The 15,324-nt window shown below is 41.0% G+C and carries 13 protein-coding genes and 1 pseudogene; 2 read left to right on the forward strand and 12 right to left on the reverse strand.

Annotated features, from left to right (window positions below; genetic code table 11):
• Nucleotides 1-31: 31 nt before the first annotated feature.
• The 3 genes from sdhA to sdhC are packed head-to-tail and all read right to left on the reverse strand — an operon-like array spanning nucleotide 32 to nucleotide 2,526.
• A complete protein-coding gene (sdhA, locus tag M1F26_RS13850) occupies nucleotides 32-1,798 on the reverse strand; it encodes a succinate dehydrogenase flavoprotein subunit (protein WP_140170883.1) in 1,767 nt (588 codons plus the stop codon).
• Nucleotides 1,799-2,143: a succinate dehydrogenase membrane anchor subunit gene (gene sdhD / locus M1F26_RS13855; RefSeq protein WP_140170884.1), complete on the reverse strand. Its 345-nt coding sequence runs from the start codon at nucleotides 2,141-2,143 to the stop codon at nucleotides 1,799-1,801.
• The gene (gene sdhC / locus M1F26_RS13860) at nucleotides 2,137-2,526 is read right to left on the reverse strand and encodes a succinate dehydrogenase cytochrome b556 subunit (protein WP_004256840.1); all 390 of its coding nucleotides are present in this window, start codon (nucleotides 2,524-2,526) and stop codon (nucleotides 2,137-2,139) included. The genes sdhD and sdhC overlap by 7 nt, the downstream gene beginning before the upstream one ends.
• Before the next feature lie 678 nt (nucleotides 2,527-3,204).
• Here sdhC and M1F26_RS13865 point away from each other — a divergent pair.
• A complete protein-coding gene (locus M1F26_RS13865) occupies nucleotides 3,205-4,491 on the forward strand; it encodes a citrate synthase (protein WP_004256842.1) in 1,287 nt (428 codons plus the stop codon).
• 85 nt (nucleotides 4,492-4,576) lie between these two features.
• Here the strand turns inward: M1F26_RS13865 and M1F26_RS13870 are convergent, their stop codons facing one another.
• Nucleotides 4,577-5,338 (reverse strand): AraC family transcriptional regulator, encoded by a 762-nt coding sequence (locus M1F26_RS13870; RefSeq protein ID WP_004256845.1) that lies wholly within the window; start codon nucleotides 5,336-5,338, stop codon nucleotides 4,577-4,579.
• A gap of 130 nt (nucleotides 5,339-5,468) precedes the next feature.
• Between M1F26_RS13870 and M1F26_RS13875 the strand changes: the two genes are divergently transcribed.
• Entirely contained in the window at nucleotides 5,469-6,602 is a 1,134-nt protein-coding gene (locus M1F26_RS13875) for a multidrug effflux MFS transporter (protein WP_140170885.1), read from the forward strand.
• Nucleotides 6,603-6,860: 258 nt separating this feature from the next.
• Here the strand turns inward: M1F26_RS13875 and M1F26_RS13880 are convergent.
• The 8 genes and pseudogenes from M1F26_RS13880 to M1F26_RS13915 all read right to left on the reverse strand — a co-directional run.
• Nucleotides 6,861-7,075 (reverse strand): annotated as a pseudogene (locus M1F26_RS13880) (hypothetical protein); the annotation flags it as partial.
• Between the two features lie 200 nt (nucleotides 7,076-7,275).
• Complete coding sequence (locus M1F26_RS13885; protein WP_233618457.1) at nucleotides 7,276-8,271, reverse strand: TPM domain-containing protein; 996 nt, start codon at nucleotides 8,269-8,271, stop codon at nucleotides 7,276-7,278.
• 143 nt (nucleotides 8,272-8,414) lie between these two features.
• Nucleotides 8,415-9,011, reverse strand: a complete 597-nt coding sequence (locus tag M1F26_RS13890) for a LemA family protein (protein ID WP_136135427.1) — start codon at nucleotides 9,009-9,011, stop codon at nucleotides 8,415-8,417.
• Between the two features lie 117 nt (nucleotides 9,012-9,128).
• Nucleotides 9,129-9,398 carry a type VI secretion system PAAR protein gene (locus M1F26_RS13895; RefSeq protein ID WP_136135428.1) on the reverse strand — a complete coding sequence of 90 codons (270 nt, stop codon included), beginning with the start codon at nucleotides 9,396-9,398 and terminating at the stop codon, nucleotides 9,129-9,131.
• 11 nt (nucleotides 9,399-9,409) lie between these two features.
• Nucleotides 9,410-10,255 carry a hypothetical protein gene (locus M1F26_RS13900; protein WP_227528829.1) on the reverse strand — a complete coding sequence of 282 codons (846 nt, stop codon included), beginning with the start codon at nucleotides 10,253-10,255 and terminating at the stop codon, nucleotides 9,410-9,412.
• A 109-nt stretch (nucleotides 10,256-10,364) separates the two neighbouring features.
• Complete coding sequence (locus tag M1F26_RS13905) at nucleotides 10,365-12,206, reverse strand: hypothetical protein (protein WP_140170887.1); 1,842 nt, start codon at nucleotides 12,204-12,206, stop codon at nucleotides 10,365-10,367.
• 11 nt (nucleotides 12,207-12,217) lie between these two features.
• On the reverse strand, nucleotides 12,218-13,165 hold the full coding sequence (locus M1F26_RS13910) for a DUF4123 domain-containing protein (protein ID WP_140170888.1): 948 nt from the start codon (nucleotides 13,163-13,165) through the stop codon (nucleotides 12,218-12,220).
• Nucleotides 13,158-15,266: a type VI secretion system Vgr family protein gene (locus tag M1F26_RS13915; protein WP_215981701.1), complete on the reverse strand. Its 2,109-nt coding sequence runs from the start codon at nucleotides 15,264-15,266 to the stop codon at nucleotides 13,158-13,160. The genes M1F26_RS13910 and M1F26_RS13915 overlap by 8 nt, the downstream gene beginning before the upstream one ends.
• Nucleotides 15,267-15,324 lie beyond the last annotated feature (58 nt).

Genomic DNA, 15,324 nt, shown 5'->3' on the forward strand with positions numbered 1-15,324 from the left:
TATTTCTCCGCAACTGGATTAACACCACGCATTAGTAGGTACGAATTTTCGGTGGGAAGGCTTCACGCAGTTTTGGCTGCATGTTGACTTCACGACGCGTCATCGTTTCAGATTGCGGTAAATATAATGAGTGACATAACCAATTCGCATCATCTCGCTCTGGGTAGTCAAAGCGGCTATGCGCACCACGGCTTTCTGTACGGAAGTTTGCAGCTTGTGCCGTTGCATAAGCCGTTTCCATCAGGTTATCCAGTTCTAAACATTCGATACGCTGAGTATTAAACTCAGTCGAGGTATCATCAAGACGTGCATTTTGCAGGCGCTCACGAATCACTTTCAGCTCTTCTAAACCTTTCGCCATGGCATCACCTTCACGGAATACCGAGAAGTTATGCTGCATACAGGTTTGCAGTGCTTTACGGATTTCAGTTGGGTCTTCACCAGTACGTGCATCTTCCCAACGGTTAAAACGAGTCATCGCTGCATCGATATCAGATTCAGACGCATCACGCATTGAACCTTGTTCCATGATGGACTCTTTCAAATGCAGACCCGCTGAACGACCAAATACCACTAAGTCGAGGAGTGAGTTACCGCCTAATCGGTTAGCGCCGTGTACTGATACACAGGCAATTTCGCCGACTGCAAACAAGCCAGGAATGACTTCATCTTCACCTTTTTCGTTATAACGAATGGCTTGGCCTGTAACTTTAGTCGGAATACCACCCATCATGTAGTGGCAAGTAGGAATTACTGGGATTGGCTCTTTGATTGGGTCAACGTGAGCAAAGGTACGAGATAACTCAAGAATACCTGGTAAACGAGATTCCAGAACTTCTTTTCCTAAGTGATCCAATTTCAGTTTAGCATGTGGACCCCATGGGCCATCGCAACCACGACCTTCACGAATTTCAATCATGATAGAACGCGCAACAACGTCACGACCCGCAAGGTCTTTCGCATTCGGCGCATAACGTTCCATGAAACGCTCACCGTCTTTGTTCAGCAAGTAACCACCTTCACCACGGCAGCCTTCAGTAACGAGAACACCCGCACCTGCGATACCCGTTGGGTGGAACTGCCACATTTCCATATCTTGTAGTGGAACACCTGCACGAGCAGCCATCCCCACACCATCACCTGTATTGATGTGTGCGTTAGTGGTTGATTGGTAAATACGCCCTGCACCACCGGTTGCTAAAATAGTTGCTTTCGCTTTGAAATAAACTAATTCGCCTGTTTCCATACAAATTGCAGTACAACCTACAATATCGCCATCTTGGTTTTTAACTAAATCAAGGGCATACCATTCAGAAAAAATGGTCGTGTGGTTTTTTAAGTTCTGCTGATACAAGGTATGTAACAGTGCGTGGCCAGTACGGTCAGCCGCAGCCGCAGTACGTGCAGCTTGCTCACCACCGAAGTTTTTAGATTGACCACCAAATGGACGTTGATAAATACTTCCGTCATCAAGGCGAGAGAATGGCAACCCCATATGCTCTAATTCAAGGATAGCCTCTGGCCCTGTTTTACACATGTATTCAATAGCGTCTTGGTCACCGATGTAGTCGGAACCTTTCACGGTATCGTACATGTGCCATTCCCAGTTATCAGGGTGAGTATTACCTAACGCAACAGTAATACCGCCTTGCGCTGAAACAGTATGAGAACGGGTTGGAAAGACTTTTGACAGCAGAGCACATGATAGGCCCAACTGTGAAATTTGCAGTGCAGCACGCATACCTGCGCCACCCGCACCGATAACGATAGCGTCAAACTCTCTGATTGGCAGATTCATTTATGCACCCCACACAACAATTGTTCCGTAAATTAAATAAGCCAACAGACCTACAACGATAGCCAGTTGCAACACTAAACGGACTGCTAAAGGCTTAACATAGTCAGTCAGCACTTGCCACATGCCAATCCACGCATGGACAAGAATCGAGAACAACGTGAGGATAGTGAATACTTTCGTCACAGAAGAGGCGAAAAAACCACGCCAGACGTCATAGGTAATGTCATTAATAGCAACAAAACCAACAATGTAGAGTACATAGAGCGCGATGACAATCGCAGAACCACGGATTAATAGCCAGTCCTGGATACCAGTACGGCCTAAAGCTGAAGCATTACTTACCATACTAAAACCCCCGCCAGAATTGCTAAAATCACGGTAATGACAAATGTAATTTTTGCAGATGAGTTACCAGCAGCAAGCGTTTCATCAACACAACCGAAATCCATTAGCATATGACGAATACCACCACAGATGTGGTAAGCCAAAGCCGTCAAGATGCCCCAAAGAATGAACTTAGCAAAAAAGCCAGTCATTATTTCAGACGCGTATTGAAAACCTTCTGGAGAGGAGAGAGATGTCCCTAACAACCAAAGCAGAATACCAACTGCGATGAGAGTAATGACGCCAGAGACACGGTGCAAGATCGAAGATATTGCAGTGATCGGGAAGTGAATCGTCTGCAAATCAAGGTTGACAGGTCTTTGTTTTTTCACAATTTTGCCCACACAGCTCTTTATTATTTTCCATCCTCCGGACCTGGGGTGGAAATCAGACAGCGACAGGGGGTACAAAATGCAACTTAACACAAACTCTAATCCATCATGTTTAAATAAAGTTGCATACTGATCACGCTGGGAACTCCTACTACAGGGTAATCCGGAGACCTGCCGCTAGTATAAAGTCTTCACAATGCCATTACAATTCCCACACAAAATGTTTGGAGACATTTAGCCCGAACAGTGAGAAGGATCACGATTTAAACATTTTGTATAAATGTGCTTATCTTATTTGACAATGATTCAACATTTATCTTACATATAGGTCTGGCAGAATTATCTTAACGGTGCTGTTGACACTTACACTTCATCGTAAAAGAAAAAAACGTGAATGTTGCAATGTTAAGTACTCTTCAATTTGAACTATGATGGGTATTAATAACAAAAGTTATGAAAGTTGTTCCTCTTACCACAAATAATGATATTGTAGGGAAAACAACAAAAAGAACATAACATCTACACACTCATAAACAACCTAACTACATTGTCATCGGTCTCAGATTTCAGGTTTTATGTGATATCTAGCTGATTTCCAAAGCATACCGGTAGAACAATGCACGAAGACGCAGTATAACGCTGGGCTTCTGGGTTGTTGGGTGTCGATTATCAAGCGCTAAGGAGACCGTAATGGCTGATAACAAAGCTAAGCTAACGACTGGTAGTAAGGGTGATATTGACCTAGATATTTTAAGCCCAACGATTGGTCAAGACGTTATCGATGTCCGAACTTTAGGTTCTAAAGGGTTCTTTACCTACGACCCTGGTTTTACTTCTACTGCATCCTGTGAATCAAAAATCACCTATATCGATGGTGAGCAAGGCATTCTGTTACACCGTGGTTTCCCTATCGATCAACTCGCTACTGAAGCCTCTTATCTCGAAGTTTGTTATATCCTGCTATACGGTGAAGCACCGACTCAAGAACAATATGACGTATTTAAAAATACGGTGACTCGCCACACCATGATCCATGAGCAAATTACTCGCATGCTTAATGGTTTCCGCCGTGACTCACACCCAATGGCTGTATTATGTGGTGTTACAGGCGCACTAGCTGCCTTCTATCACGATGCATTAGACGTGAATAACCCACGCCACCGTGAAATTACGGCTTATCGTCTGCTATCAAAAATGCCAACAGTTGCAGCGATGTGTTACAAATATTCAATTGGCCAACCTTTTGTTTATCCACGTAATGACCTGTCATACGCGGGTAATTTCTTGCACATGATGTTCTCTACACCATGTGAAGAATACACAGTTAATCCTGTTTTAGAACGCGCAATGGATCGTATTTTGATTCTGCACGCCGACCATGAACAAAACGCCTCAACATCGACAGTTCGTACTGCGGGTTCATCTGGCGCAAACCCATTTGCTTGTATCGCAGCGGGTATCGCTTCACTGTGGGGGCCTGCTCACGGTGGAGCTAACGAAGCTTGCTTACGTATGTTGGAAGAAATCCAAACCGTTGAGCACATCCCTGCATTTATCGAGCGCGCTAAAGACAAAAATGACTCTTTCCGCTTAATGGGCTTCGGTCACCGTGTTTATAAAAACCATGACCCACGTGCAACCGTAATGCGTGAAACTTGCCATGAAGTTCTAAATGAACTTGGCTTGAATGACAGCTTGCTGGAAGTCGCTATGGAGCTGGAACGTATCGCATTAAACGACCCGTATTTCATTGAGAAAAAACTGTACCCGAACGTTGACTTCTATTCAGGTATCATCTTGAAAGCAATGGGTATTCCATCTTCAATGTTTACTGTTATTTTTGCCATTGCACGTACCATTGGCTGGATTGCACATTGGAATGAAATGCACGATGACGGCCTGAAAATTGCACGTCCTCGCCAGCTATATACCGGCTATGACAAACGTGAATTCAACTCTGAATTATCAAAAAAATAATATTTAATTAAATCTGAACTCCTACATGTGCTAAGGCCTCGAATTTTCGGGGCTTTTTCATGTTTGTTTACCAAAGTCATTTAGCTTACTGCTGCTGATATTCCCTTGGGGTCATCCCACTCATTTTACGGAAAAAACTAATAAACGCACTATCACTTGTTAAGCCAAGTTCTTGAGTAATATAATGATATGGCTTTTCTTGTGCGAGTAATTCAATGGCTTTAATATAACGCCACTGTTGACGCCATGCTTGATAACTCATTCCTGTTTCTTTAAAAAAAATCCGTGTAATCGTCTTCTCACTCGCACCGATAGTTTGCGCTAATTGGTTTAAATTCGGTGGTAATTGTTCGATATCAACCCCTTTAAAGCGCCTATCTTGCGGTAGTGCTAACAGTGTTGGTTCTAAAGCAGCACTCTGTAATTCATCAATAAATACCGGTAATAAGTTGGCCAAACGCCCCTGCTGCCAATCACTATCAAACGGAGCAATAGCAATACGTTCTAGCACTTCCCTCAGCAATGGGGAAATATTTAAAATAACCACATCGTTCCCGATTTCTTTGGCATATTCTTCTGATAAATAAACCGAACGATACCCCACTGATGCCCTCATTTGCGCCCGATGAAGAACAAATGGTGGGATCCAAGCCATTCTACCAGGGGGAAGCAAAGACAGGCGATTTTCCAGTGAAATCCGTATACACCCTTGTTGTGTAAACAAAAGCTGTCCCATTTCATGTTTATGAAAACCTGAGTCATGCTGCCCCAATTTTGCTGCAATTCCCAATACTGGGGCATGGTACCAGTGAGTTTGAAATTCATCTGTTTGATTTAACCAAGCCATAATGTCTCTTTTTTGATATTTATAGCCTTTATTATTGTAATAAGACAATAAAAATAACACTAAACTGCCTGCTATTAAATCGTTGTATCCGATTAGACCCTTTATTTTTAGTAGATTGGCAGGAAAATGTATGAAACATCCTCTCTCATTATGGCTTGCTGTTGCCTTAATGATGTTTCCTCAAATTGTGGAAACCATATACAGCCCCGCTCTCACTGATATCGCCAGTGCTTTCTCAGTAAATGCGGAACAAGCTTCACAAACACTGTCGCTTTATTTCTTTGCTTTTGCATTAGGCGTGGTGTTTTGGGGCCGAATGTGTGACACCTTAGGGCGTCGCCCGACTATTTTGGCGGGTTTATTGATTTATGGTATTACCTCTGTTGGCGCGTTATTTGTGACACATTTTTATTTATTATTATTAATGAGAATGTTGTCAGCATTTGGCGCTGCCGTAGGTTCAATTGGCACACAAACTACCATGCGTGATAGCTACCAAGGCCATGAATTAGCGAAAGTTTTTTCTATTATGGGAGTTGCTTTAGCAATTAGCCCTGCGTTGGGAATGTTATCTGGTGCTGGGTTAGCCAATTTTGGTGGCTATCGTGCCGTTTTTATCGGCTTAGCGATTTTAGCAGCGGTGCTTTTTCTCTGGTCCGTCTGTCGCTTACCTGAGACCAAGCCTGAAAACGTGACACAAGTCTCATTTATTGAGACATTTTTACGCATGATTGCGGATAAAGAAATTATTAGAAATGTGATCTTGATTGCATTTTTCAACATTAATTTATTTAGCTATTATCAGCTGGCACCTTTCAATTTTGAACAATTAACGCTCACTCAACAACAGTTTGGATTAACTGGGATATTATTAGCACTTGGGGTCGGTTTAGGTTCGATATCAAATCGCTATTTATTGGCTAAAAAACACACATCTGAACAACTTGTTAAGCTATCAAGTATCATTTCTTTAGTTAGTGGCTGCTTAGTTTTTGCTCTAATGGATTCTATTTGGTTTGTTTTACCGGTTATTGGTGTCGTTATTGGTTACGGAATTGCGATCCCGAACATACTTGCCCATGCATTAAACCGTTATGGTGAGCAAAAAGGCACCGCCGGAGCAATTTTAGGTTTATTTTACTACATCGGACTCGCCATCGGTCTAATGGTCGCTGGTTGGAGCCAACACTTAGGTTTAGTACTAACTATTTCGGGTTTGGTGTTGGTTTTTGCGTCACTTAAGTGGAGTAGCCAAGTACACTAAATAGATTTAGAGAAGCCCTTTTAGGTAGCTGTACAGCTCAAATAATGCCTGCTTGAGCCTATGGTCGACCAATAATTCAGAGACACGGATAACTTTTCTTCGGTTTTTAGAGGGATAACGTTACCGTGTCTATACATATACTTTGAAAGCGCTTTTTCTTAAAAATAAACGACATTCCCAAGATGAGCAAACCAAACTACGATAAGCCCTGTAAGTTCTAATATACATAGAAACAAACTATGCAACTAATTACTTCAAACACACATACACTAGTAATATGATAAATAAAGGTATTGTATTAGTGAGTTGGCTATTACGCTGTGATGAGTTATCACACAACGCTGTTTATTGACCGCATCTAAAAATACCAGTTTTTGAGGCTACAATGGATCATCGTAGTGATGACTTTCCGCAATTAATGGCGTGGTTTCTAATTGTTCGAGGTGTTTTGTTACGGTGTATAAACTCATCATTTGGTGTATAAACTCGTCATTCGGTGCCTTCCTCATCAATGGGGTATTCAAAATTTACTGAAATGCATGACAAAATTATTGGTACTTTTACTAAAACGGAACATTAATTTAACTAAATCAATACATTTAATACACGACCAGCTAGGTGGGATTCACCTGACGCTTACTTATAAACCTAAATCAAGACCTTAATAGACACTTTACCAATGCCCCGAAGCACCGCCACCACCGCTAGAACCGCCTCCCCCACCGCTTGATGAACTTGATGAACTTGATGAGCTGAAATCGTGACTGGAAGTAACATTAGAAGCGTGTTTATGGGATGTGTTTACTGAATATGAAGGTTGATAAAAAGGTGAACCAAATCGACTGAACTCACAAATCGCTTTCCATTCTTTTCTCTGCTGTCGATAAATCGGAAATAAGATATTGATGCCAATAAACAACACGGTTAATGAAATAAGGTTAAAGAATAATGATAACACCACCATCAGTAATAAGATAAAAGGGTTAACAATACCACTAAGAATTATTTGTGTATAAAAAATGACAACGACTGAACAAAACACTACAGGGAAATACAGCGAAAATGATGTTGGAAAATAGAATGAGTAATTCAGATAATTTTTTAACCGTTTTAGCTGATTTGCACCTATCTTATATCCTCGCTTTTCTGAATTTTTCTTTTTTTTACCTGACTGCGCTATCACTTGATTAATTTTTCTTTTTAATTTTTTCGTTGAAAATACAAGCTGAAAACAATAAATTAGCCCTAATATTATCACATAAATTAAAATAAAATGTGTTTGTAATATTTTAAGAGGAATAAGATCTGTCAAAGAATTCGTTGAGCTTATTGGCCTATCATTAGCTACATGAATGGCATTTATAATCCCTTGCTCAATCCCCGTATAATAGTTTTCTGCTCTAAAATACGGCAACATATTTTTTCGAATAATTCTCCCAGCAAGAACATCGGTAAATGTCCCCTCATAGCCGTACCCGACTTCAAAGCGAACACTGCGGTCATTTATTGCCACAACAAGCAGTAATCCATTATCAAGCCCCTTTTTACCTATCCCCCATTGATTAAAAACACGATTTGCGAAAGTTTCTATATTTTCACTCCCAGTAGTCGGAACGATATAAACAACAAATTGTGAACCATCATTCCGATTATTTTCAAAATTAATCAATAAATTATTTAGCGTTTTGAATTGCTGCGCCGTTAATAAATTTGCACGATCAATGACCCTATCTATTTTTAATGGGGGTGTATTATTCACTGATGCGCTCGCAATAGCACTAAATAAAAGCAAGGAAAATAAAATATTACGTATCATGAGTTAAAATCCACCGTTGGTGTTCTTTTGATTTCATGCCCATTCTCAACGTTAAAATTAATTTTTTTATCATACCCCATAGATTCCGCAATTAAGTTATAGGGGAATTGCCTAATTTGAGTATTATAATGGCGTACCGCCTCTATATACCGCCCTCTCGCAACTGAAATACGATTTTCAGCTCCCTCCAACTGTACCATCAGGTCTTGATAGAGTGAGTTTGCTTTCAATTCAGGGTAATTTTCTGAAATGACTAACAGACGTGATAGAGATTGCCCTAAATTATCTTGAGCTTTTTGATAGCTCGCAGAAATTTCAGGATCATCAAATACGCGACCATCCACATTAATTTTCCCGACAGACGCTCTCGCCTTTACAATTTCTTGTAACACATTGCTTTCATGACTTGAATATCCCTTAACTGTACTGACCAGATTAGGGATCAAATCAAATCGACGCTGATATTGGTTTAATAATTCTGACGCTGCCGCAGAGACTAACTCATCATTTTTTTGGATTGTATTGTAAGAATTAACTAACAGAGTAAAAATTACAACCATCACTAATACCAAACCTATCGCTAACTTGCGCATTAAATATCCTTATATTAACCACTTAATGTTAATATTGACTATCTGGTGTAACACTAATTTCTTTACTATCATCAATCCTAGCGAACTCAATTATTATCTGTCAGAACATCGTATTTTCTAACCAATTTTTACCGTTGAATTACCAATTAATACGCCACCGCAACTTACTGTATCACCTGTTCTGGCCGCAGGCTTGCCATCAATAAATACACTACTTGATCCACCAACGATAGTTCTTGAATGCCCACCGTGAGGCGCTAACGCATCTCCTTGCCGAGCAACCGCTTTACCATCGACTTTTACCGTTGATGAACCTGTAATCACATGGGTAGGGCCATGCTTACCATGGCCTGTATCAGAATCACCAATAAGAATAATGTTTGGCATAAATTAATTCCTTATCGAACAATCGTGACTTTTCCATCAATAATGGATAAATAGGGATTGTAGTGAAATGTTCGCCCCTCAGGACTAACTAACTTTATTGGTGACAGTCGGCTAAAACCAATTTCATACCGGAATATTCGTTTATCTTCATAAGTACTGAATATATAGCGACTCCAATCTATTTTAGCTGGCTTATATCCTTCATCTAGCATTTCTTTAAATTCTAAAGAGTTCCAAAATATATCAGGAGAACTATTATCCGCATATGCCAATTCATCCCATGATATTTTACCCATTGTTTTTAATTTGTTAAGATTTTTATCAGCAAATGCTTGTTGTAGCTCTAAATAAAACGCTTGAACCTTAGGAATATCAGATTCCGTAACAGGCGTTGCTTTTTCCCACTGCCATTTTGGGAGCCCTTGCACATTAAATTGATTTTTTGCTTCTAAAACATCGAATTCACTTTCCCTATTTGGTCCACCAAAATATATTTGATCATTATTCTTTTTATATTTATCAGAAACAACGAGTTTTCCCTCTTCGTTGCCTGTTAATTTAATGCCCGAAACAAATGTGCTATTACCTTTTTCGGATAACTTATTTAGCTCTACTTCACACCACATATCGGATGTCAATTTCTCTCTTCCATCAATTATCGAACCATTGTACATAATTAAACCCAATGTATTCTGTCCATCGGTCAGGATATTAGAAATATTTTGCCCTGCTGAATAATGACCTTCGGCAGCCTTATTATTTTTCATCACTAACATTTCATTAATTTTTACACCGCAAACTGCGTCATTGGAGGATAAGTTTATTACATAAATTTCATTCATTGTATTTTTTGCCATACTGACTCCACTAAAACTTAGGGCGATAATAGTACTCAACAGACAAAATGTGTTGGCCCATAAAAAACGTTTATTAATTCTATATCTTGACTTGGAAGTATCCTGATGGTTAAAAAAGTAACCAACGATATTGAGACTTCTCTTTGGATAACGGCTCATGAATAATCCACTCCTTATCTAATGGTTTGGTTGTTTCCTCTATTTTTATGTTAGTTTTTTTTGCTCCTACTGCGCCATTACTCTCTTCCTCTTCTTGAGCACCAATCCCCATTCCATATTCAACACTCGCATAAGCCTTTATCCCCTCATGATAAAAAACAATCTCACCATTTCCATTTGGAACCCAAGCCGCTTTTACAACTGCGGTTACTTTCGCTTCCGCTTTAAAAAAGCCTGAGATACCATAATAACGAAAGCCTCCGCGGATGTTCGTTACACAGCTCATTGTGAACGATAAGTGGACATCACTACTTTTCTCATCAAATTTTGTAATGCCATCACTCTCTGTCTTATATTTTACGCCGCAGTTTAAAGACAGATTAAAGGTTAAATCAAGCTGGACACCAATAAATGCCCCATCTTCCCCTCTATTGACCTTCCCTTCACTCTGTGTCCCCCTTTCTCGAATAACGGTGACAATAGTGTTGATACCAAAATAAGCAGCAAAAGCCTGTATCATGTCAAATGTGAATTTGAAACCAAAAAACGGGTCGCCACGTAAATACACATCATATTTAGGCATGACTTGATTATTTTTTGTTAATGCAATTTCTCGGCTACCACTGACTTTGATTGTCGGATAAATAAGCTCAAATTTTGCCAATTCATATTCTTGTTGTTTGTACTTACTTGGGCTTTTATCTGGAGCGGTCGATAATAATCGATTAAAACTATCGACGCCTTTATTTACTTTTTCAAGCAAAGAAAGCTCTTTTTTCTTTTTTAATTGTGAGTATTCATGTTTCAGTTCAGCACTCCATTTTTTACTGTCCATCCCCAATATTTTTGAAATCGAGCCTTCAAATTTAATACTTGAGGTTGTCAGTTCTGTACCTGATTTTGTCCAGCCACTGTGAGGTTTTGAGCCGTTATGGCCCAACGCTTGGTTCTTTTGTGCAGTTAATTTTTTTCTCGCAACATCATTTTGACCTGTTGTTTTTTCATTGAACGCAATCGTTAAATCAATTTTGGTTTTTTGCTGTAAAATTAAATAGAACTTTGTATCAAAAACCGACCTCGAACCAAATTTTTGATACACGAAAGCCCCTGCATTTAACAAAATATTATTGTTGATTGAGGCATTATACATTTTGGGCTCAAACGGTTTGTGCCCACATTCTGCAATCGATAATCGATATTCTTGGGTATGCTTCAATCTACTAACGGCGTATTCATCATCCAAATCATTCCATAAATCAACGAATAAATCAGCCAACACCGTAAACGGATTCATCACCTCTGCACCAAATTGACGAAATTGTTTTGTGTAAACTAACGGAATATCTAATGCCTTAGCTGGCGTGACTTTACCCACAAACGTATTCTTGACTTCCCCAATCGGTTTTACACCTTGAGGTACTTGTGCCACTTTATTGTTATAAGATGTTGATTGCCCAAAGTCATAGGCAACATCACCATAGACATTTCCAATGGGGCACTCAGGATTATTAGAGACACATACCTTCGAACAGGTCTTTACCTTAAAAGGCACTGAGATTTCAGGTAAAAACGATTCAGGATTTTTTTCAATGTTGAAAATATTATTAAAATCAGAAAGCTCTGCCGCTAGAAAACTATTTTTACCTTTAAATTCGATAATATGAAAAAAATCTTTTTTAATCCCATTTTGGCGATAAGTTTCTTTTTGTTGACCAAATTCAATCTCGACTTCAAGTGTGCAATCATCGGGTAATTTACAATCACAAACGACCTCTGGATATTCTTTAGACACTGGCAATCTCCTTACGCACTGTACTGCCGATAAAAATCTGGAATGGTATTTATTAACATCATCGATAACTTTTCAATTTTATAAAAGTCCATTGCATCCGGTATTGATAAAATCACACGCCATTCCGAAGGAAGAGAATCCACATCATATATTTCGTAATAGACAAGAAGATAACAAAATAGACTTATTGATTTTTCGTGATTGATATCGTGGTCATAACAAATATCTACGATCCTTTTTGCATACTCAAAGTAAAATGCCCATGTTTTTTCATGACACAAATCTGACGTAAAATATTTTAATGAACGTATTTTGGGATTACAGATAGTTTGCAAGATTAAACTTTCAATCGTTTCATGTTCTTTTTGAGTCTGATATTTTTCAGTTGCTCGAACAAAAAAAAGTGCCATTTTCGCTGTTAATAACGCTATTTTTTGTTGAGATAATAATTTCATTTCTGCATCAGTAAAACGCATCAGCTTGCCCCCGAGCTTCGCATTATCCGGAAATCCGCGGCGCTCACGCTCAAAGCGGGAAGCGGTTTCCTCTCCCCATAACAACGTCTTCAGCTGCGTGATAGGACCTAAAAATACATGCAATCGCCAGTTATCAAAGGTTCCAAGCACATCCCACACATTGCGAGGGTCATAAAAACGCCAAAAGACCGGCTTTTCTTGTCCCGGTATCATCACCATCAAGTATTTGCGCAGATGCTGACGTAACTCACGCATGGTTGCGTGCGTATAAACATAAATTCCCCAAGGCGTCTCTCGCGTACTTAACCAGCGTTGCACCTCTTCGGTCACTTCCACTAAATAGGGCGCTAATGACACAATTTCAGGTTGAATCGGTTCGCTGTATAAGCAACTCGCCGGCGGTTCGTGCTCGGCGAACAAATTAAAGACATCGGGCTCGGAAGCTGCATCGATAATGGCATAGCACGTTTCAGGTTTAACCATTTTCCGCCTCCTCTTGCCCTTCTTTCATAGGACAATGCGCCACAAAGGCCGCGCCACTGCTCGCAGCGGCTTTAAGTACCGCAGGGTTAGTTGCTTGCAGGATATCCCCAGGGCTTCCCCCTGAATTTAAGTTTATCGCCGGTCCTTTAATATCCACGCCACCGCTGTGAACAACGACAAAGCTTCCGCCCACTTTTAACGTGATTTTACTGCTGCTTTGTAAGGTGATATCCCCTTGTGCATTCACGCTGACCACACCTTGTATTGCCTTAACCAAATCCCCCTCAACCGAAAGGTGGTGGTCTCCTTCCACTTTATCTTGGTAGTTACCGGTTGTTTTGTGCGCTTGATTACCTTCAACCGTCACGGTCCGATTACTGGCAACAACCAGTTCATCGTTATGACCAATACTGGTTGTCCGGTCGTAATTAATCCGTTCACCCCGTGAGTTCAGCACATTGATGGCCAAATTCTTTTGCGCATGCAGATAGATTTCTTCTTGGCCTGCTTCATCTTCAAAACGCAACTCATTAAAGCCATCCCCTTTGTGGGTTTTGGTGCGAAACGTCGTGCGCGTTTTGTGTTTCGGTAAATCAATAGGGGGACGATTACGGCCATTATAGGTACAGCCTGTAATAATCGGTTTATCTATATCATTGTTAAGATAGGAAATAATCACTTCCTGCCCAATTCTGGGGATGGACATAAACCCAAAGCCATCGCCGTTCCAACCGTGGGCGACTCGCACCCAACAAGACGCGCTATGGTCAGGTTTGCCGCGCCTGTCCCAATGGAAATAGACCGTAACCGCCCCTTGTGAGTTGGTGTAAATTTCTTCACCCGGTGGCCCGACAACGGTAGCCAGCTCATCCCCATCCGCTGTAGGTTTATACCGATAGGGCGGTCGCCACTCTTGAGTGCTGGGAATAAAGGACAGCTGGTTACTCAATTGAGTCCCTTCACCGCCACTGTTATCAGCAAGAGGTTGCACACCGTGATGGGATACGCTAATCACTTGCCACGTCGTATTCATTCGAGGGCTAGGATGGTTAGACAAGGTAAAAATACGCCCCGGTGCTAACTCAATGCAGTTCGTCGTAGCCGTTCCTACTTGCCGCTGGTTTTGTGATTGTTCGTAGCGAATTTGGTTAAAAGGTTGCCCCTGCGCATCTTCTTGAAAGCGACTATAGCTTTCAAAGATTTCATGTTGTTGATGCACTTCCCCAGTGACTTGATGACTCAGCGGGTAAGAGGGCCTGAGTTGATTGTAGTCTTTATCCACGCGAATATCGCTGCACAACTGCTCGGCATAGCGCCATGTGGTGGCGGTGCTGTCGGTGATATCCGTTTCAGATTGCGGATTATAGGTGAGCGATATCCCCGCTTTCATGCCTAAATGACGGTCACTGTAAAACAGTTGTGGGCCTTCTTCGAACCAGTAATTAATTCCCTCTTCGGCAGCAAGCCGACACCAGAATTCATACAGGGTTTCACGCTTTTGAGTGATGTACTCGCGTTTCAGATGCTCTTCGGGGTGATAAAGCTGTTTATCAAATTTGATATGAGACTCGCTCAATAGCGTCTCAAGAATGTTCGGCACCGTCATATTTTGGAAAATGCGGCTGTCTTGCTTAAGCGTCATCACCCACATTTCAGGGCGTATCACAAAGTGATACCAGGTTTTAACCCCATCGGTATTCCCTTGTTCAGCCCCCGCTAAAATCCCTTGTACCGTGCGAAGAATTTTTCCATCTCGTTTTACGGTCAGCGAGGAGGCCACACCCAATACTGTTTGAAAATCAATCTCGGGTAACGGGCTGACCGCCTGAATCGACAGTGAAAAGAGTTGGGAAAGCCCTTCTTGTAAATCAAACTGAGTCACTTGAAAGGTATTTTCAGGTAACCCACCAATGGTACAGGTGAATACTAATCCCGTCCCCATTTCGCCATTCATAATACGGTCTAGCAGTTGACCATGGGCTTCTTGCAAGGCTTGGTCCTGTGCATAGGTTCTGCCGCCGGTGTATCCGCCACCGTGAATAAGCGGGTTATTTTCGGGGCTGCCGAGTCGTTTGTTTTTATTGGGGTCTGTCCAAGACATGGGAATTTCCTCTACGGGAGAAAAAGCTAAAAACGCAAACGAGCCTCGAAAGGCTCGC

It is taken from the genome of Providencia sp. PROV048, from assembly GCF_033688165.1.
In the GTDB taxonomy this organism is placed as follows: domain Bacteria; phylum Pseudomonadota; class Gammaproteobacteria; order Enterobacterales; family Enterobacteriaceae; genus Providencia; species Providencia hangzhouensis.

Coding starts and splice junctions, on each gene's coding strand:
- sdhA (WP_140170883.1), bottom strand. CDS start 1,798: ATGAATCTGCCAATCAGAGAGTTTGACGCTATCGTTATCGGTGCGGGT.
- sdhD (WP_140170884.1), bottom strand. CDS start 2,143: ATGGTAAGTAATGCTTCAGCTTTAGGCCGTACTGGTATCCAGGACTGG.
- M1F26_RS13865 (WP_004256842.1), top strand. CDS start 3,205: ATGGCTGATAACAAAGCTAAGCTAACGACTGGTAGTAAGGGTGATATT.
- M1F26_RS13870 (WP_004256845.1), bottom strand. CDS start 5,338: ATGGCTTGGTTAAATCAAACAGATGAATTTCAAACTCACTGGTACCAT.
- M1F26_RS13875 (WP_140170885.1), top strand. CDS start 5,469: ATGAAACATCCTCTCTCATTATGGCTTGCTGTTGCCTTAATGATGTTT.
- M1F26_RS13890 (WP_136135427.1), bottom strand. CDS start 9,011: ATGCGCAAGTTAGCGATAGGTTTGGTATTAGTGATGGTTGTAATTTTT.
- M1F26_RS13895 (WP_136135428.1), bottom strand. CDS start 9,398: ATGCCAAACATTATTCTTATTGGTGATTCTGATACAGGCCATGGTAAG.
- M1F26_RS13900 (WP_227528829.1), bottom strand. CDS start 10,255: ATGGCAAAAAATACAATGAATGAAATTTATGTAATAAACTTATCCTCC.
- M1F26_RS13910 (WP_140170888.1), bottom strand. CDS start 13,165: ATGGTTAAACCTGAAACGTGCTATGCCATTATCGATGCAGCTTCCGAG.
- M1F26_RS13915 (WP_215981701.1), bottom strand. CDS start 15,266: ATGTCTTGGACAGACCCCAATAAAAACAAACGACTCGGCAGCCCCGAA.